This is a genomic window from Microbacterium yannicii PS01 (assembly GCF_000304335.1).
GTDB classification, from domain to species: domain Bacteria; phylum Actinomycetota; class Actinomycetes; order Actinomycetales; family Microbacteriaceae; genus Microbacterium; species Microbacterium yannicii_A.
Genome location: NZ_CAJF01000049.1, coordinates 1 through 18,856 on the forward strand (window position 1 = coordinate 1; position 18,856 = coordinate 18,856).

General features: G+C 70.5%; 15 protein-coding genes, 1 tRNA gene and 1 pseudogene. 12 read left to right on the forward strand and 5 right to left on the reverse strand.

The window, feature by feature from the left end:
• Positions 1–89: 89 nt before the first annotated feature.
• Positions 90–1,613: a dolichyl-phosphate-mannose--protein mannosyltransferase gene (locus WYM_RS18160; RefSeq protein ID WP_157525351.1), complete on the reverse strand. Its 1,524-nt coding sequence runs from the start codon at positions 1,611–1,613 to the stop codon at positions 90–92.
• 176 nt (positions 1,614–1,789) lie between these two features.
• Here WYM_RS18160 and rsmI point away from each other — a divergent pair, with 176 nt between their 5' ends.
• The 3 genes from rsmI (at position 1,790) to WYM_RS18175 (ending at position 5,351) form a co-directional block, all read left to right on the forward strand.
• Positions 1,790–2,608 carry a 16S rRNA (cytidine(1402)-2'-O)-methyltransferase gene (rsmI, locus tag WYM_RS18165; protein WP_019182274.1) on the forward strand — a complete coding sequence of 273 codons (819 nt, stop codon included), beginning with the start codon at positions 1,790–1,792 and terminating at the stop codon, positions 2,606–2,608.
• 115 nt (positions 2,609–2,723) lie between these two features.
• Positions 2,724–4,313, forward strand: coding sequence for a methionine--tRNA ligase (metG, locus tag WYM_RS18170; protein ID WP_019182275.1), 1,590 nt, complete (start codon positions 2,724–2,726; stop codon positions 4,311–4,313).
• Between the two features lie 126 nt (positions 4,314–4,439).
• Entirely contained in the window at positions 4,440–5,351 is a 912-nt protein-coding gene (locus WYM_RS18175; RefSeq protein ID WP_019182276.1) for a TatD family hydrolase, read from the forward strand.
• Here WYM_RS18175 and WYM_RS18180 read toward each other — a convergent pair.
• Both WYM_RS18180 and WYM_RS18185 read right to left on the reverse strand, forming a co-directional pair.
• Positions 5,330–6,610: an MFS transporter gene (locus tag WYM_RS18180; protein WP_019182277.1), complete on the reverse strand. Its 1,281-nt coding sequence runs from the start codon at positions 6,608–6,610 to the stop codon at positions 5,330–5,332. The genes WYM_RS18175 and WYM_RS18180 overlap by 22 nt on opposite strands.
• 28 nt (positions 6,611–6,638) lie before the next feature.
• Entirely contained in the window at positions 6,639–8,081 is a 1,443-nt protein-coding gene (locus tag WYM_RS18185) for a sugar porter family MFS transporter (protein ID WP_019182278.1), read from the reverse strand.
• Positions 8,082–8,235: 154 nt separating this feature from the next.
• Between WYM_RS18185 and rsmA the strand changes: the two genes are divergently transcribed.
• Together rsmA and WYM_RS18195 are read left to right on the forward strand one after the other, a co-directional pair.
• A complete protein-coding gene (gene rsmA / locus WYM_RS18190) occupies positions 8,236–9,096 on the forward strand; it encodes a 16S rRNA (adenine(1518)-N(6)/adenine(1519)-N(6))-dimethyltransferase RsmA (RefSeq protein WP_019182279.1) in 861 nt (286 codons plus the stop codon).
• A 104-nt stretch (positions 9,097–9,200) separates the two neighbouring features.
• Positions 9,201–10,118 (forward strand): phosphodiesterase, encoded by a 918-nt coding sequence (locus tag WYM_RS18195; RefSeq protein ID WP_019182280.1) that lies wholly within the window; start codon positions 9,201–9,203, stop codon positions 10,116–10,118.
• On the opposite strand, the gene WYM_RS18200 is transcribed toward WYM_RS18195, so the two are convergent.
• The gene (locus WYM_RS18200; protein WP_019182281.1) at positions 10,066–11,700 is read right to left on the reverse strand and encodes a stealth family protein; all 1,635 of its coding nucleotides are present in this window, start codon (positions 11,698–11,700) and stop codon (positions 10,066–10,068) included. The two genes, WYM_RS18195 and WYM_RS18200, sit on opposite strands and share 53 nt — an antisense overlap.
• A gap of 203 nt (positions 11,701–11,903) precedes the next feature.
• On the opposite strand from WYM_RS18200, the pseudogene mgrA reads away from it, so the two are divergent.
• The 5 genes and pseudogenes from mgrA to WYM_RS18225 all read left to right on the forward strand — a co-directional run bounded on the left by mgrA (position 11,904) and on the right by WYM_RS18225 (position 17,547).
• Positions 11,904–12,970: pseudogene (gene mgrA / locus WYM_RS20775) on the forward strand (L-glyceraldehyde 3-phosphate reductase).
• Entirely contained in the window at positions 12,967–13,893 is a 927-nt protein-coding gene (locus WYM_RS18210) for a 4-(cytidine 5'-diphospho)-2-C-methyl-D-erythritol kinase (protein WP_019182282.1), read from the forward strand. Before mgrA ends, WYM_RS18210 begins: the two are co-directional and overlap by 4 nt.
• Before the next feature lie 55 nt (positions 13,894–13,948).
• Positions 13,949–15,304, forward strand: a complete 1,356-nt coding sequence (locus WYM_RS18215; protein ID WP_019182283.1) for a GNAT family N-acetyltransferase — start codon at positions 13,949–13,951, stop codon at positions 15,302–15,304.
• 61 nt (positions 15,305–15,365) lie between these two features.
• Entirely contained in the window at positions 15,366–15,668 is a 303-nt protein-coding gene (locus WYM_RS18220) for a DUF427 domain-containing protein (RefSeq protein WP_019182284.1), read from the forward strand.
• Positions 15,669–15,729: 61 nt separating this feature from the next.
• A complete protein-coding gene (locus WYM_RS18225) occupies positions 15,730–17,547 on the forward strand; it encodes an ABC-F family ATP-binding cassette domain-containing protein (RefSeq protein WP_019182285.1) in 1,818 nt (605 codons plus the stop codon).
• Positions 17,548–17,585: 38 nt separating this feature from the next.
• Here the strand turns inward: WYM_RS18225 and WYM_RS18230 are convergent, their stop codons facing one another.
• On the reverse strand, positions 17,586–18,083 hold the full coding sequence (locus tag WYM_RS18230; protein ID WP_019182286.1) for a MarR family winged helix-turn-helix transcriptional regulator: 498 nt from the start codon (positions 18,081–18,083) through the stop codon (positions 17,586–17,588).
• A gap of 117 nt (positions 18,084–18,200) precedes the next feature.
• Between WYM_RS18230 and WYM_RS18235 the strand changes: the two genes are divergently transcribed.
• Positions 18,201–18,272 (forward strand) — tRNA-Gln (locus WYM_RS18235).
• Position 18,273: 1 nt separating this feature from the next.
• Positions 18,274–18,856: NTP transferase domain-containing protein (locus WYM_RS18240; RefSeq protein ID WP_019182287.1), on the forward strand; the 583-nt coding region annotated here is incomplete at its 3' end.

Genomic DNA, 18,856 nt, shown 5'->3' on the forward strand with positions numbered 1-18,856 from the left:
CGTGACGACGCGCCGACGGCATACGACTGCCGCGACTTCGCGTGCCGGCTGCCCGTCACCGATCCCGCTGCGCTCACCGACTGAGTTCGTCAGATCCAGCTCTGCATCCAGTTGTGCAGACGCCAGAAGTCGTAGGGCACGGTCATCGCCGAGATCACCGGATACCAGAAGACCGCGAGCACCAGCGCCACCCCGAGGAACACCAGCACGAGGCGCTGCCCGGTGTGGCGGCGGTAGGTGTCGCCGCCCGAGCCCGCGATGTGCTGCAGCGCGAACGTCAGCGCGAGCAGCATGAACGGCAGCATCAGCACCGTGTAGAACTGGAACACCGTGCGCTCGGGGAAGAAGAGCCAGGGGATGTACGTGACGGCGATGCCTGTCAGCACGACCGCGTAGCGCCAGTCGCGGCTGCGCACGAACCGGTACGCGAGGTACAGGACGGCGGCCACGCCCGCGTACCAGACGAGCGGGTTCGGGATGCTCGAGATCACCTGCGAGCAGCCGTTCGCCGCGGCGCAGCCGTCCACCCCGATCGCATCGTGGTGGTAATACATGCCGGTGGGGCGCAGGAGGAGCGGCCACTGCCACGCGGGACTGGCATAGGTGTGGCCCGCTGTGATTCCCGCCGCGGAGTTGTACATCGTCACGTGGAATCGCCACAGACTCTGCAGGGACAGCGGCACCCACGACCAGAACCCCGTCGCGGGGTCGTCGTCCGCGACGTGGCGGTCGTAGCCGCCGTCGCTGACCAGCCACCCGGTCCACGACGCGAGGTACACGACGACCGCGACGGGGACGAACAGCACGAAGGTCGCGGCGCCCTGCCGCAGCGCGTCGGCCGGCCACAGCAGCACGCCGGCCCGGCGCCTTGCGAGGGCGTCGGTCACGACGAGATAGATGCCGAGGCCCGCGAGCACCCAGACGCCCGACCACTTGACCGCGGTCGCGGCGCCGAGCGCCGCGCCCGCGGCGAGGATCCACGGCCGGTTCCACAGCAGCGGGCCCCAGGAGGGCGGTACGTCGCCGTCGTATCGCGCGGCGACCGTCTGCGCGATCCGGGCCATCGTGCGCTCCCGGTCGACGACGACGAAGAGGAACGCCAGCAGCACGAAGAACGTGAGGTGCGTGTCGAGGAGGGCGACGCGGCTCATCGAGATCGCCAGCCCGTCCACGGCCATGAGCAGTCCCGCCACCACGGCGAACGTGGTGGAGCGCGTGAGGCGCCGGGCGATCAGCATGAGCAGCAGCACCGCCGCGGTGCCCAGCAGGGCCGTCGTCACGCGCCAGCCCCAGCCGTTCTCGGGACCGAGGACGATCATGCCGAGACCGATGATCCACTTGCCCAGCGGCGGATGGATGACGAAGGCGGGATCGGAGAGGAACGCGCCGGCGTCGCCCGAGAGGAACCGCGCGTTGCCGTCCTCGGGCCACGAGCCCTCGTATCCCAGCTGGGTGAGGGTCCAGCCGTCCTTGACGTAGTACGTCTCGTCGAACTGGTTCATCAGGTCGTGCGCGGTCGCGAGGTTCCACAGCCGCAGCGCGGCGGCCAGCAGGACGACGAGCGCCGGACCGAGCCACGCGTACAGGCGCCGCGCCCGATCGTCGCGGTTCACGCGGCTCGCGAATCTATCGTACAGGCTCGGGCGAGGCGGGGGGAGAAGCGGGGCCGCGGGCGGATCGGCGCTGTTCGGATCAGCGGCGGGCTGATCGGCGCTGTGCTGATCATCAGAGTGCTGATCGACAGCGGGCCGAGGGGCGTCCGTCACGCGGCCAAGTCTAGGCTGAGGGCGTGATCATCCTCGCGGCGACGCCGATCGGAAATCTCGGCGACGCATCGCGCCGGCTGGTCGAGGCGCTCGAAGCGGCGACGGTCGTGGCCGCCGAGGACACGCGCACGACGCTGCGCCTGCTGGCCGCGCTCGGCATCGCCAACCGACCGCGTCTGATCGCTCTGCACGACCACAACGAGAAGGACCGCGCCCCCGAGCTCGTCGAGCTGGCGCGCGGTCAGGATGTGCTCGTGCTGAGCGATGCCGGGATGCCGACCGTGAGCGATCCGGGCTACGGCGTCGTGGCCGCCGCGGCTGCGGCCGGAGTGGAGGTCACCGCCATTCCCGGGCCGAGCGCCGTCGTGACCGCGCTCGCCGTCTCGGGACTGCCGACCGATCGATTCACCTTCGAGGGCTTCGTGGCACGCAAGCACGGTGAGCGCTCGGCGGCGCTGCGTGCGCTCGCGTCCGAGCCCCGCACGATGGTCTTCTTCGAAGCGCCGTCGCGTGTGGCGGCGACCCTGGCCGACATGGCCGTCGCGTTCGGCGCCGAGCGACCCGCCGCCGTGTGCCGGGAGCTGACCAAGCTGCACGAGGAGGTCGTCCGCGGCGGTCTCGCCGAGCTGGCCGCGTGGGCGGAGGAGGGCGTGCGGGGAGAGCTCGTCGTCGTCGTCGCGGGCGCCGCGGCACGTGAGGTGGCGTTCCCCGACGCGGTCACCCAGGTGCTCGAGCTCGTGCGCACCGGCATGCGGCTGAAGGATGCCGCGGCCGAGGTCGCCGGCCTCACCGGGCACTCCACGCGGTCCCTCTATCAAGAGGCTCTCGCCCGTCGCGCGTAGGGCGCGATCTCGACACAGTGCCGCCCAGTGTGACATCCGCCCCTTCGAGCGTGGCGGCCGGCCGGCCGTTCGTCACAGCGGCGGTCGCGGCATCCGCTCGAACTAGACTCGTCGGGTGACTTCCGGCCGCCCCTCCCACTCGTCGTTCTACATCACGACGCCGATCTACTACCCGAGCGACGTGCCCCACATCGGCCACGGCTACACGACCGTGGCGGTCGACACGCTCGCCCGCTGGCACCGCCAGGCCGGCGACGACACCTGGATGCTGACAGGCACCGACGAGCACGGCCAGAAGATGATGCGCGCCGCGTCGGCGAACGGCGCGACCCCGCAGGAGTGGGTCGACCGGCTCGTCGGCGAGTCGTGGTTTCCGCTGCTGACGACGCTGGACGTCGCCAACGACGACTTCATCCGCACCACGCAGCCGCGTCACGAGGAGCGCGTGCGGGCGTTCGTCCAGGCGATCTTCGACCGCGGCTACATCTACGCCGGCGAGTTCGAGGCGCTGTACTGCGTCGGGTGCGAGGAGTTCAAGACCGAGTCCGAGATCGTCGACGGCGAAGGTCCCTTCGAGGGCCTGAAGGTCTGCGCCATCCACTCGAAGCCCCTCGAGCTGCTGCAGGAGAAGAACTACTTCTTCAAGCTCAGCGAGTTCCAGGACAGGCTGCTCGAGCTGTACGCGACCGTTCCCGACTTCGTGCGCCCGGAATCGGCGCGCAACGAGGTCGTCTCCTTCGTCAAGAACGGCTTGAAGGATCTCTCGATCTCGCGATCGACGTTCGACTGGGGCATCAAGGTGCCCTGGGACGAGAGCCACGTCATCTACGTGTGGGTCGACGCCCTGCTGAACTACGCCACCGCCGTCGGCTACGGCTCCGACCCCGAGGAGTTCGCGCGTCGCTGGCCCGCCTACCACGTGGTCGGCAAGGACATCCTGCGCTTCCACGCGGTGATCTGGCCCGCCATGCTCATGGCGGCGGGCGTCGAGGTGCCCAAGGGGGTCTTCGCGCACGGCTGGCTGCTGGTCGGCGGCGAGAAGATGTCGAAGTCCAAGCTCACCGGCATCGCGCCGACCGAGATCACCGACGTGTTCGGCTCCGACGCGTACCGCTTCTACTTCCTGTCGGCGATCGCGTTCGGCCAGGACGGCTCGTTCTCGTGGGAGGACCTGTCGGCGCGCTATCAGGCCGAGCTCGCGAACGGCTTCGGGAATCTGGCATCGCGCACGACCGCGATGATCGAGCGCTACTTCGAGGGCGTCGTGCCCCCGGCGGGTGCGTACGCCGAGGCCGACCACCACATCCAGAAGACGGTGGCGGATGCCGCGACCGCGGCCGACGCGGCGATGGAGCGCTTCCGCATCGACGAGGCGATCACCTCGATCTGGACGATCGTCGACGCGCTGAACCTGTACATCACCGAGAACGAGCCCTGGGCGCTCGCGAAGGACGAGGCGAAGCGGGAGCGCCTCGGCACCGTGCTGTACACCGCCGCGGAGGGACTGCGCGCCCTGGCCGTGCTGCTGTCTCCGGTGATGCCGGTCGCGACCGAGAAGCTGTGGATCGCCCTCGGGGCGGCCGAGTCGCTCGGACGACTGCAGGACCAGCCGATCCGCGAGGCCGGCGCCTGGGGCTCACTCAAGCCCGGGACGTCGGTGAACGGCCTGGCGCCGCTCTTCCCCCGCGTCGAGCAGTCGGTCTGACGCTCCGTCGTGTCACAGGACTTGCGCGTCCGGCTCGGGCGGACGGCGGCTCCTGTGACACGGTGCGAGCCGCTGTCATGAGAGATGCGGGCGTGATGCTCGCGAGCCGCAGGAAGTGAGACACGCATGAGCGAGCCGGTCGATCCGTCGCAGTACGTGCGCACGCGCACGCAGGAGGGGCGCGGCGACGTGCGGTGGCCGGAGCCCCCCGAACCTCTCGCGGTGCCGGTGTACGACAACCATGCGCACCTCGAGATCGAGGACGGCCCTTCGGCAGGCTCAGGGACCGGTGGGCTGAGTCTTGACGAGCAGCTCGATCGCGCGGGGGCCGTCGGCGTCGCGGGCGTCGTGCAGGCCGGTGGCGACATCGAGTCGAGCCGATGGTCGGCATGGGCCGCGGCATCCCACCCCCGCGTCCTCGCGGCGGTCGCGATCCACCCGAACGAGGCCCCGGCCTACGCTGCGGCCGGTCGCCTGGACGAAGCCCTCGCGGTCGTCGATGAGCTCGCCGCGCAGCCGCGTGTGCGCGCCATCGGCGAGACGGGACTGGACTTCTTCCGCACGGGTGAGGACGGCATCGCGCCACAGCGCGAGAGCTTCGAGGCGCACATCGCGCTGGCGAAGAAGCACGGCGTGGCGATGCAGATCCACGACCGTGAGGCCCACGACGCGGTGCTCGAGACGCTGCAGCGGGTCGGTGCACCCGACCGGACGGTGTTCCACTGCTTCTCGGGAGACGTGGAGATGGCGCAGATCGCGGCGGAGCGCGGGTACTACCTCTCGTTCGCGGGCAACGTCACCTTCAAGAACGCGCAGAACCTGCGCGACGCGCTGAAGGTGACGCCGCGCGAGCGGATCCTGGTCGAGACGGATGCCCCGTTCCTGACGCCGACGCCGCACCGAGGCCGTCCGAACGCTCCCTACCTGATCCCGGTCACGGTGCGCTTCCTCGCCGCCGAGCTCGAGGTCGACCTCGACGAGCTGTGCGCGCAGCTGGCCGCGAACACGCTCGAGGTCTACGGCACCTTCGACGACTGACCGGCGCCCGGGTCGGCGTCGTCGCCCAGGACGGGCTTGGCGACGGCGATGTGCGAGATCGAGCGCCATACCAGCAGCAGCGTGATGGCCGAGCCGCCGAACGCGAACCACCACGGCGCGGTCAGGCCCCACGTCTGTGCGATCACGCCGCCCAGGAACTGACCGATGACGAGCCCGCCGAAGACGCCCACCATGTTCACCGACGCGATCCGGCCCTGCAGCTGCATCGGCACGAGACGCTGGCGGACCGTCGTCGAGATCGTGCCCCACACGAAGGCGTAGGCGCCGAAGCCGAACATGATGATGAAGGCGACGACCGGGGATGTCGTGAGCGCGAAGGCGAGGTGCATCAGCACCTCGAGGGAGAGGCACACCCGCATCAGCGTCGCGAAAGACACGTGGCGCTCCAGCCAGCCGAAGCTGCCGATCGCGATCAGGCCGCCGATGGCAGAAGCGGTGGTGAGGGCGCCGTAGCCGACCGCGCCCATGCCGAGGTGCTCGGTGGCGTACAGCACGAGGACGCCCCACGGCGCGGCCCACGTCACGTTGAAGACCAGGATGATGATGACGAGTGTGCGCACCGGGGGATTGCCGCGCAGCCAGCGCAGGCCCTCGCGGATCGCGTGCGATGTGCCCGCGGATGCCTCGGCGCCACGCTCCGGAACCGGAGTGCGCGCGATCCGCGAGATGAGCACGACGGCGAGCGAGACGCAGAGGATCTGGACGAGGAACGGCCAGAACGAGCCGATCGCGAACAGGAACGCGCCCAGCGGGGGCCCTGCGAGCTGGTTGCCGACGAGATAGCCGGCCTGCAGCCGCGCGTTGCCGATGCCGAGGTCGCCCGGCCGCACCAGCATCGGCAGGAGTGTGCTGCCGGCCGAGTCGGCGAAGACCTCGGCCGTGCCGTAGAGGAATGCCGTCGCCAGGACGATCCACACGTTCGCATACCCCGTCACGATGAAGATGACCAGGGCCAGCACGACGATCGCGCGCGTGCCGTTGGCGAGCATCACCAGGCGGCGGCGGTCGTGATGGTCGGCGACCGCGCCCGCGAGAAGCCCGAACAGGAGCCACGGCAGGAACTGCATCATGGCGCCGCCGGCGACGAGGATCGGCGCGGAGGTCATCGAGGCGATGAGCAGCGGAGCGGCCGACAGCGCGATGCCGTCGCCGATGTTGCTCGTCCACGACGACGCGAGAAGCCAGCGGAAATCGATGCCGAGGCGACGGGGTGCGATCAGGTCGCCGAGCGAGGGCATCCGGCCATCCTACGACGGCGGCGACGCGCTACGGAGCGGGTGTCGTCTCCTGCTCGCGGCCGTCCAGCATCGATTCGAGCGTGCGGCCCTTCGTCTCGCGGACGTACTTGATCACGAAGAAGATGGCGACGAACGCGAAGAAGGTGTAGACCCCGTAGGCGAGACCCAGGCCGACCGCAGCCAGTGCCGGGAAGGTCGTCGAGATGACGAAGTTGGCCGCCCATTGCGCGGCAGCCGCCACCGAGAGCGCGACCGCGCGGATCCGGTTGCTGAACATCTCTCCCAGCAGCACCCAGACCACCGGCCCCCACGAGGCGCCGAAGAAGACGACGTAGAGATTGGCCGCCAGCAGCGCGGTGGTGCCCGCGGCGCCTTCGAGGACGGGCTCGCCATTGACGATCGGCGCCGTGGCGAAGACCACCGTCAGCACCGCCAGGCATACGAACTGGCCCATCGCTCCGATCAGGAGCAGGGGCCTGCGGCCGACCTTGTCGATCAGCAGGATCGCGACGATCGTCGTGACGATGTTGGTCACCGACGTGATCACCGTGATGGTGAGCGAGTCCTGCTCGGTGAATCCGACCGCCTGCCACAGCGTGGACGAGTAGTAGAAGATCACGTTGATGCCGGTGAACTGCTGCAGCACCGAGAGGCCGATGCCGACCCAGACGATCGGCAGCAGCCCGAACCGCGACCCTCGCAGGATGGAGAAGCGCGGCCTGTCGGGCTTGCCCTCCACCGTCTTGAGGATGTCGGTGCTCGTCTTCTCGACGTTCCCGCCGACGTAACGGGTGAGCACCTCCTTGGCCTTCTTCAGCTCGCCGCGCGCGATCAGGTAGCGCGGCGACTCGGGGATGGTCAGCGCGAGCAGTCCGTAGATGACGGCCGGGACCAGTTCGGAGAGGAACATCCACCGCCACGCCTCGATGCCCAGCAGCCAGGGCGCCGTCGCGCTTCCGGCGGCGGCGACGATGGCCGCGTCGGTGAGCAGCGCGACGAAGATGCCGGTGACGATGGCCATCTGCTGCAGCGACCCCAGGCGGCCGCGGTGCTCGGGAGGAGACACCTCGGCGATGTAGGCCGGTGCGATCACCGAGGCGGCGCCCACGCCGAGGCCGCCCACGATGCGCCAGAAGGAGAGGTCCCAGATGCCGAATGCGAACCCGCAGCCCAGAGCGCTGGCGACGAAGAGGATCGCGGCGAGCACCATCACGCGGATCCGGCCGAATCGATCCGCGATGCGCCCCGCGAACCACGCGCCGATGGCGCAGCCGATGAGGGCGGAGGCGACGGAGAAGCCCAGCAGGAAGGGTCCTGCGCCGAACACTTCGCCGATGGCGCTCACGGCGCCGTTGATGACGGCGGTGTCGAAGCCGAAGAGGAACCCGCCGAGCGCGGCTGTCGCCGCGACCAGGACCACCCGCGAGATCGGAACGGAGATATCGGAGCCGGATGCCGGAGCCGAGGCCATGGGAACCTCCTTGTTCGAGCCGGTGACGTCAGTGCATCGGTCGTGTGGCCCACCCTGTCCTGGCGCCCGCGACGCTGTCAAGCAGCACCGCGGGGCGCCGCGGGATCACCGGGCCGCGGCGGAGCCGGGTCACCGTGCTCGGTAGGGTGAACGCATGCCCGTGACACTGCTCGGTGCGGCCGAGATCCGCACGCTCGCCACCGAGCTGGACGTCACCCCGACGAAGAAGCTGGGCCAGAACTTCGTCGTCGACGCCAACACCGTCCGCAAGATCGTGCAGGTGGCTCAGGTCGCGCCGGGGGATCGCGTGGTCGAGGTGGGGCCGGGTCTGGGCTCCCTCACACTCGCGATCCTCGAGGCGGGGGCTTCCGTCACGGCCGTCGAGATCGATCACCGCCTCGCCGAGCGGCTGCCGCGGACCGCGGCGGCGCACGGCGTGGCCGACGGTGCGCTGACGGTCGTCGACGCGGACGCGCTGCGGGTCACCGAGCTTCCCGGCGACCCGACGGTGCTCGTCGCCAATCTGCCCTACAACGTGTCGGTGCCGGTGCTGCTTCACTTCCTCGAGACCTTCCCGCGACTGGAGCGCGGCGTGGTGATGGTGCAGGCCGAGGTCGGCGAGCGTCTGGCGGCGCCTCCCGGTTCGAAGGTCTACGGCGCACCGAGTGTCAAGGCCGCCTGGTACGGTCCGTGGCGGCTCGCCGGCACGGTGTCTCGCCAGGTGTTCTGGCCGGTGCCGAACGTCGACAGCGTCTTGGTGGGCTTCCGTCGCGACAGCCTGGAGACCAGCGGCAGGGAGCCGCGCGGCGACGAGGAGCTGCGCCGCCGCACGTTCCGCATCGTGGACGCCGCCTTCCAGCAGCGCCGCAAGATGCTGCGGCAGGCGCTGGCAGCCGTCCTCGGCGGGACCGCGGCCGAGGCCTCGGCGGTGCTCGAGCGCGCCGGCGTGGCGCCCACCGCACGGGGCGAGGAGCTCTCGATCGAGGATTTCGTCCGCATCGCGCTCACCGTCTGACCAGCTCGGATTCACGGAACGTTCACCGTGTTGCCAGGGCCCGCTCGATTCGCGCAGGTAGCCTGCGGACAGGTCCTGGCAGTCGAGGCGAGGAAGACGAGACGATGCGCAGCGCGGAGTATCCCGAACCCGAGCGGATCCTGCTTCACGTGAGCGACACGCATCTGCGTGCCGGCGGCTCACGGCTGTTCGATGTGGTGGATGGTGCCGAGCGGCTCGAGCGAGCCCTCGGCGCGGTGGAGGCGAGCGGGCTGCGGCCCGATGCCCTGATCTTCACGGGGGACCTCGCCGACCTCGGCGAGCCCGGCGCCTACGAGGAGCTGCGTGCCCTCGTGGAGCCGCTCGCGGAGCGCATCGACGCGCGGGTCCTCTGGGTGATGGGCAATCACGACGACCGCGGCGCCTTCCGCGCCGGCCTGCTCGACCAGATCCCTGGCACCGAGCCCGTCGATCGTGTGGACGAGCTGGACGGCTTGCGCGTCGTCACTCTGGATTCGACGGTTCCCGGCGCCCACCACGGGGAGCTGAGCGCGGCGCAGCTGGACTGGCTGGCCGACGTCCTGGCGACACCCGCTCCGCTGGGCACGATCCTTGCGATGCACCATCCGCCCGTGCCGAGCGTCCTTCCGCTCGCGGCAAGCGTCGAGCTGCACGACCAGTCGAGCCTCGCAGAGGTGCTGCGCGGCACGGACGTGCGCGCGATCGTCGCGGGGCACCTGCACTACTCGACGTTCGCGACGTTCGCCGGCATCCCGGTGTCGGTCGCGTCGTCCACCTGCTACGCACAGGATCTGACCGTGCCCACCGGAGGCACCCGCCCGCAGGACGGAGCTCAGGCGTTCAACCTCGTCCACGTCTACGACGACACGATCGTGCACTCCGTCGTTCCCGTGGACGTGCCCAGCATCCTCGAGCACATCGACGCGGGCGAGGCCCGTCGCCGGCTGACCGCGGCGGGCGTGCGAGCCCTCAGCGACGAGCCGAGGGATGCGCCGACCGCGCCGATCGCTCTGATTCGCTGATCTCGCCGAGCCCCGCCCCGCGCCCGATGTCGGTGCGCTCCCAGGGCGCGCGCACCGGGAACATGCGCTCGAGTGCCGCGTTCATCGCGCGCACGCGGATCTCTTCGGGCACCTCCACCTCGCCGCCGTCGTTGAGGCAGAACATGTCGATGTCGGTGCGCTCCGCCAGACGCTCCATGCGGCGCAGTGACGCCGTCAGGGTCGTCTGCACGTAGCGCACGCGCGGACGGTGAGTGGCCACCGCACGACCGGTCATGAGCGCGTAGTAGTGGTAGAGGCTGTTGGTCACCGAGATGTCGGTCGCGGAACGGAATCGGGATGCCGCGGTGCGGGCGAAGTCGTCGGGGAACGCCTGCTCGAGCTCGGCCATCACGCTCTTGCGCAGCGGCGCCGCGCAGTGCTCCAGATCGCGCACGATCGTGCGTCCGAAGCGCTCCCGCAGGAGGGCCCGGTTGACGCGGAGCCCGTTGTCGTGGCCGCTGCGGTGCCGCGCCGGCTCTCCGGCGCCGATGCGCACCTCGCACTCGACGAACTTCGTCACTCCGCCCGGGGTGAAGAACAGCTCGGGCTCGATCAGACGTCCGAAGAACATGTCGTCGTTCGAGTACAGGAAGTGCTCCGCGAGACCCGGGATCCGATGGAGCTGCGCCTCGACGGCGTGCGAATTGTGCGTGGGCAGCACGGAGGGATCGGCGAAGAACTCCTCGCTGCGCACGATCGTCACCTTGGGGTGGTCGGCGAGCCACGCCGGCGCGGGGGAGTCGGTGGCGATGAAGATGCGGCGGACCCACGGCGCGTACATGTGGACGCTGCGCAGCGCGTACTTGAGCTCGTCGACGTGCCGGTAGCGCGCCGGACCGTCGTCGCCCTCGCCCACGACGTACTCGGCCATCCGCGCGGCCCGCTGGCGCTGGAACTCGCTCGACGAGCCGTCGACCCACGAGAACACCATGTCGACGTCCTCGGTGAACTCATGCGGCTGCGGGTCGAACATGCCCGAGATGGTGCGCCAGTCGCGGCCGTAGCGCTCGACGGTGACGAAGGCGAGGTCCGTCCGGGGCATCACGCGCCGCGTGAGGGCGTTGTCGTTCGGCGCCTCGACGAGCTCGCCATCCATGCTCCAGAACTCGAGCCGGGCGCCCAGCGACGGTCCGTAGCGGAGCGTCCGGTTCGTGCTGATGCGCGGGCGGTAGACCCGCACGGATGACGGCTCCGACCCGGGAACGGCGGCGGCCGAGGCGAGCACAGGCGGCTGGCCCTTGACCTTGATGTGGACCGGCTCGCGATCGCACAGAGCGCCGAGGGCGGCGAAGGCGGCATCGCGTGCGGCGAGGTCGACGACGAGCGCGGGAACGGCGCGATCCTGCCGGATCAGCGTCACCTCGATCCCCGCGTCCTCCAGCGCACGAGCTGTCAGCAGCAGATCCTCGATGCGGGCCTGTTCGGGCGTCACGCTGTCATGCACGATGTGCAGCGCGCCGCGATCGAGCACGACGTCACGGCGATCGAGCAGATCGGACCACGGGTCCGACTGCGGGGAACGACCGAAAGAGCGGGCATCGAAACCTCCTTCACGACACACGGAAGATCCGGCTGTCCGAGATCCGGCGCTCGCGAGCGCCGGGTTGTGCAGACCGGGGTGCTGGCCTGTACGGCAACAATAAGCACCTTCCATTACAGCAAGATTTCCCGCAGTGGATCTTCCCTTTTCGCTTCACCTGGTGTATGGCCAGACAGCCGGATCGGATTCCTGCATGCCGGGCGCGGCGCCGCTAGCCTGGACCGGTGACCGAAGAGCCGCGCTACCGCTCCCGTGGCGGAGACCTCCACCGCCCGTACTCCGCCGCCGACGACCGCTACGACATCTCGGAATACCGCCGGGTCGGCACGTCGGGGCTCACCCTGCCGCCGATCTCGTTGGGGCTGTGGTGGAACTTCGGCGACAACATCCCCTTCGACAACCAGCGTGCGCTGCTGCGGCACGCGTTCGACAAGGGCATCACGCACTTCGACCTCGCGAACAACTACGGCCCCCGTACGGCTCGGCCGAGACGAACTTCGGGCGGATGATGCGGGAGGACTTCGCGCCGTACCGCGACGAGCTCATCATCTCGTCGAAGGCCGGCTACGACATGTGGCACGGGCCGTACGGCAACGGCGGGGCGCGGAAGTACCTTCTCGCCAGCGCCGAGCAGTCGCTCACGCGCATGAGCCTCGACTACGTCGACATCTTCTACTCGCACCGCGTGGACCCCGACGTCCCGGTGGAGGAGACCGTCGGCGCGCTGGACACGCTCGTCCGCCAGGGCAAGGCGCTCTACGTCGGCATCTCGTCGTACAGCGCCGAGCGCACGGCGGCGGCGGCATCCGTCGCCCGTTCGCTGGGCACCCCGCTCGTCATCCACCAGCCCTCGTACTCGATCCTCAACCGCTGGGTCGAGGACGGTCTCACCGGCGTTCTGGAGCAGGAGGGCATGGGCGCGATCGCGTTCACGCCGCTCGCTCAGGGCCTGCTCACCGACAAGTACCTGAGCGGCAGGCCGGCCGAGCGCGCTCAGCAGCGGGCGTCGCTCCCGCAGAAGGAGCTCTCCGAGAGGGGCCTCGCCACCCTCCGCGGGCTCGATGTCATCGCCAAGGAGCGGGGACAGAGCCTCGCGCAGCTCGCGCTGCAGTGGGTGCTGCGGACGCCCGTGGTGGCGTCGGCGCTCATCGGGGCGTCCCGCCCTGAGCAGCTGGATGAGAACCTCCGCGCCCTCGACGGCGCCGCCTTCAGCACGGAGGAGCTCGAGCGCATCGACGCGCTGTCGGACGGCATCGACGTGGATCTCTGGGCGGAATCGGCGAACCGGTGAGTCAGGCCCTCGCCGCCGACGGCGTCCACGTGCGGGCGCCGGGCAAGCTGAACCTCTTCTTCGAGGTGGGCGGCGTGCAGGAGGACGGCTATCACGACGTCGCCTCCGCGTACCAGGCGGTGTCGCTGTTCGAGGACGTCTGGGCGACGCCGTCGGAGGAGTTCACCATCGCCATCTCGGGAACGGTGGACGTCGCCGACGTGCCGGCCGACGACCGCAATCTCGCGGTGCGCGCGGCGCGTCTGCTGGCGCAGCGCATCGGCTACACCGGCGGGGTCCATCTCGACGTCGTCAAGCACGTGCCGGTGGCCGGCGGAATGGGCGGAGGATCCGCGGATGCCGCGGCCGCCCTCGTCGCATGCGACGCGCTCTGGGGGGCCGATCTCGGGGTGTCCGAGCTGCACAAGCTCGCTTCTCGACTCGGCGCCGACGTGCCGTTCGCCCTCATGGGGGGAACGGCGATCGGGACCGGCCGGGGAGACCAGCTCAGCCCCGCGCTCGCCAAGGGCCGCTTCGACTGGGTCGTCGTGCCCTCGCACGCCGGTCTGTCGACTCCGGAGGTGTACGCGCACCTCGACGAACTGCGTGCCCGACCCGATATCCGCGGGGGCGCCGGCGTGCCCGAGGTCGAACCCGGAGTGCTGCAGGCGCTGCGGGCCGGGGACCCTGTCGCCCTGGCTGAGCACACGCGCAACGATCTGCAGGTCGCGGCGCTGTCGCTGCGCCCCGAGCTCCGCGAGGCGCTGGAGCTCGGAGAGAGCTCCGGGGCCCTCGCCGGCCTCGTGTCGGGGTCGGGTCCTACGCTGGCATTCCTGACCGCCGACCCGGAGTCGGCGCTCGAGCTGCAGGTGACGCTGTCGGCCGCGGGGCTGGAAGCGCTGCACGTGCACGGACCGGTCGCGGGCGCACGCATCGCGGCCTGAACGAACCGAAATCGCCGGCCGGTCTGGCCGCACGGTGAACCGAGGAGGACATCGCATGACCACCACCACCGAGTCCGCTGCGACGGTGGCCCCGGCATCCGATCGCGACGCGTTCCGCGACGGGGCCGTCGACGAGCGGTCCCGCGCACGCCTGGCCGAGAACGGCCTGGACTACCGTCGCGTCCAGATCGACGGCGACGGCTACGCCCCCTGGCTGCAGGTCGTCGCCCGAGGATTCCAGGACGGAGAGCGCAGCGACGAGCAGATCGCCGCGACGCGCGAGCGCAGCCGCTACCGCCGCCTCACCGGCGTGTTCGACCCGGCCGCGCCGATGGCGGAGGCGCCGGTCGCCACGATCGCGTCGTGGCTCGGCGAGCTCACGGTCCCGGGCGGCGCTGCGCTGCCGTCGGCCGCGATCTCGGCCGTCACGGTCGCGCCGACCCACCGCCGCCGGGGCATCGCCCGCGCGATGCTCGAGGGCGAGTTGCGCGCGGCGCACGCCGCCGGCATCCCCATGGCGATGCTGACCGTGAGCGAATCGACCCTCTACGGGCGCTACGGCTTCGCGCCCGCCGCCGCCAGCGCCTCATGGCGGATCGACACCAAGCGCGCACGGTGGATCGGGCCGCGCCCCGAGGGCCGTGTCGACTTCATTCCGCGCGAACGGCTGCGCGAGCTCATCCCGGCGCTGCACGACCGCTCGCGGCTGGGCAGCGCCGGCGAGATCGACGTGCCCGGCGGCCACTGGGACAACTTCGCGGGCACCCGCCCGGACGCGGAGAAGGCCGGCGAGAAGCGCGCGCTGCAGTACGCGGATGCCGCAGGCGAGGTGCGAGGGCTCGCGCTGTACTCGGTGCGCGAGAATCACGACGACTTCACGAAGGCGACCGTGACGGTGGCCTACCTGCTGGCAGAGACCGATGACGCCTACGCGGCCCTGTGGCGATTCCTCCTCGAGCTCGATCTCGTCGCCGAGGTGCGCGCGAGCGAGCTGACCGTCGACGAGCCGCTGCGGTGGATGATCGCCGATCAGCGGGCGGCGACAGTGACCGTGCAGGACCATCAGTACGTGCGGATCCTGGACGTCCCGGCCGCGCTCGAGGCCCGTCGCTACGGCGCCGGGGCGACCATCGCGCTGCAGGTGTCGGACCCTCTGGGGTTCGCCGAGGGCCGGTTCCTGCTCGAGATCGACGGCGACGGCGCCGCGCGCGTCACGCCCATCGGGGCAGAGGCTGCGCCGGCCGGCGCGGTCGAGGCGGACCTCGGCGTCGAGGAGCTGTCGGCCGTGTACCTCGGTGGCGTTCCGTTCGCCACGCTGGCCGCCGCCGGCCGCGCCCGCGCGACGGATATCGCCCTCGCCGGGCGGGTCTTCGGGTGGCACACTGCTCCGCGCCTGAGTATCTGGTACTGATCGGCGCCACGCACCCCTCACCGTGCTTACGGTAGGAGGACGCGATGATCCAGGAGGATTCATGAAGGCACTGCTCGACGGCGTGACGATCGCCGAGGCCGAGAAGGACGACCTCGTCCGGATCGAGGGCAACTGGTATTTCCCGCCGTCGGCGCTGAAGGAGGGAGCTCTCGTTGAGAGCCCCACGCCGTACACGTGCGCGTGGAAGGGCAGTGCCCAGTACTTCTCCGTGCGAGCGGGCAACGGCGAGTTCGCCGACGGGGCGTGGTCGTACCCGACGCCCCACTCGACCGCCATCGAGCGCGTCGGCCGCGACTTCTCGGGCTACGTCGCCTTCGACCCCCGGGTCGAGATCGTCGACTGAGACGTCGCTGCACCCCTCGGCGGCAGGAGAGGCGGTCCGCCTCGCCTAGCCTTGAGGGGACATGGCACATCTTCTGGGGGCCGAGGCCCTGCACCTGGAGTTCCCGACCAAGGTCGTCTTCGACGGCGTCTCGCTGGGCATCGACGAAGGCGATCGCATCGGGATCGTCGGCCGCAACGGCGACGGCAAGTCGAGTCTGCTCGCGATGCTCGCGGGCCGGCTCGAACCGGACGCCGGCCGCGTCACGGTGCGCGGGGGCGTCCGCGTCGGCGTGCTCGATCAGGCCGACACGCTCGACGACGCCCTCACCGTCCGCCAGTCCGTGGTGGGGGAGCGACTCGACCACGAGTGGGCGGGCGACGCACGGACGCGCGATGTCATCGAGGGGCTCCTGCACGGCATCGCGTGGGACGGCCCGGTCACCGGACTCTCCGGCGGTCAGCGCCGGCGCGTGTCGCTCGCGGCGCTCCTCGCCGGCGACCACGATGTGCTCTTCCTCGACGAGCCGACGAACCACCTGGACGTGGAGGCGATCTCGTGGCTCGCCGACCACGTCAAGCGTCGCTGGCCCGCGAATCAGGGCGGCCTTCTGGTCGTGACGCACGACCGCTGGTTCCTCGACGAGGTCTGCACCCGCACATGGGAGGTGCACGATCAGATCGTCGAGCCCTTCGAGGGCGGCTACGCCGCCTACATCCTGCAGCGCGTCGAGCGCGACCGTCAGGCGGCCTCGATCGAGGCCCGCCGCCAGAACCTGGCTCGAAAAGAGCTCGCCTGGCTTCGGCGCGGCGCTCCGGCCCGAACGTCGAAGCCGAAGTTCCGCATCGACGCGGCGAACGCGCTCATCTCGGACGTGCCCGAGATCCGCGACAAGACCGAGCTGCAGTCACTCGCGGTGACGCGGCTCGGCAAAGACGTCGTGGATCTTCTGGACGCGACGGTGTCGTATCCGCAGGCGGAGTCCGCGGCGGTGCGCGAGGTGCTCCACCCGCTCGAGTGGCGGATCGCCCCCGGTGAGCGCACCGGCATCCTGGGCGTGAACGGGGCGGGCAAGTCGACGCTCCTCGGCCTGGTCTCGGGCGAGATCCAGCCGACGACGGGCCGCGTGAAGCGGGGCAAGACGGTCAAGGTCGCGACGCTCTCGCAGCGCATGGACGAGCTCGACCAGCACCTCGGCGACCCGGTGCGCGTCGTCATCTCGGGACTGCGGACCACGTACACCTTCGGCGCCGGGTCGAAAGCACAGGAGCTCACCCCCGGCCAGCTGCTCGAGCGCATGGGCTTCCAGAGCGCCCAGCTGTCGACCCCCGTCAAGGACCTCTCCGGCGGCCAGAAGCGCCGTCTGCAGCTGCTGCTGATCCTGCTCGAGCAGCCGAACGTGCTCATCCTCGACGAGCCGACGAACGACCTCGACACCGACATGCTCGCCGCGATCGAGGATCTGCTGGACTCGTGGCCGGGCACCCTGCTCGTGGTCTCGCACGACCGCTATTTCATCGAGCGGGTGACCGACCAGCAGTACGCGATCCTCAGCGGCCATCTGCGTCACCTGCCAGGCGGCGTCGACGAGTACCTGCGTCTGCGTGAGCGTGAGCGGGCCGGGCATCCGGCTGCCGGTTCCACCGCCACGGCGCAGGCCCCCACCTCACCCGGGCTGGCGGGCGCCGAGCTGCGCGCCGCGCAGAAGGAGGTGGCGGCGCTGGAACGGCGCCTGGAGAAGCTCGAGGCGCAGATCGCGGCGGCTCGTACCGCCCTCGCCGATCACGACCAGGCGGACTACGTGGGGCTGGGCGCCGAGATGTCGCGCATCACCGAGCTCGAGAAGGAGCGGGACGACGTCGAGGAGCGCTGGTTCGAGCTGACCGAGCAGCTCGGCTGACCCGGGACGCCCGCCGCGTCCAGGACCCGAGCACGCGCTCAGGAGTCGAAGCCGAGGCTCAGCTTCCGCAGCAGCCCGGCGAGTCGTTCGCGATCGCCGCGCGAGAGGGTGCCGAGCAGCACGGCCTCGGCGTCGACCAGGCGCGTGATCGCGGCATCCACTCGGACCCTTCCCTCGTCGGTGAGCGTGACGAGGATGCTGCGCCCGTCGTCGGGGTCGGCCTCCCGTCGAACCAGCCGGCGTCCGACGAGACGGTCGATCCGGTTGGTCATGGTCCCGCTCGAGACCAGCGTCTGCTGCAGCAGCTGCTTCGGACTCAGCTGGAACGGCTCGCCGGCGCGGCGCAGCGCCGACAGCACATCCCATTCCCACGATTCGAGGTCGCTGCGGCGGAACGCGTCGCGTCGCGCCCGGTCGAGGTGACGCGAGAGCCGGTCCACGCGCGAGAGGACGCCGAGGGGCGAGAAATCGAGGTCGGGCCGCTGGGCGGTCCACGCCTCGACGATGCGGTCGACCTCGTCGGTCTGGTGAGCCATGCCCCCATTATCGCGACCGGGGCCCCGGTGGCTCGGTTCCTGCGGTTCGACGGGCTCGGCGACCGGATGCGGTCTGGCAGACTTGACGGGCGGCCTTCCGGCACCGGTGCGCCGCGGTCCGCCGTGGTGTAATGGCAGCACGACAGCCTTTGGAGCTGTGAGGTCTAGGTTCGAGTCCTGGCGGCGGAGCATGGCAGAAACCACCCGCGCGACCAGCGCCCAGGCATCCACCGAGACCCGTCTCGCCGTCGTCGTGCTGGCCGCCGGCCAGGGGACGCGGATGAAGTCCTCGCTGCCGAAGGTGCTGCATCGCATCGGCGGCCGGCCTCTCGTGGGCCACGTGCTCGACACCGCCCTCGCGCTCGAACCGGAGCGCGTCGTGGTCGTGGTGCGGCATGAGCGCGAGCTCGTCGCACAGGCTGTGGCCGAAGCCGTCCCGGGTGTCGTCGTGGTCGACCAGGACGACATCCCCGGCACCGGGCGCGCTGTCGAGGTGGCCCTCGACGCCCTCGCGGATTTCGCCGGCGACGTGCTGGTGCTCAGCGGCGATGTCCCGCTGCTCGAGTCCGGCACCCTCAGCTCGCTCGTGCAGGCCCATCGCGACGGCGCGGCGGCCGCCACGGTCCTCAGCGCCGTCGTCGATGACGCGACCGGATACGGGCGGGTCCTGCGTGACGTCGACGGTGCCGTGACCCGCATCGTCGAGCAGAAGGACGCCACGGCCGACGAGGCATCCGTCACCGAGATCAATGCGGGCGTGTACGTGTTCCAGG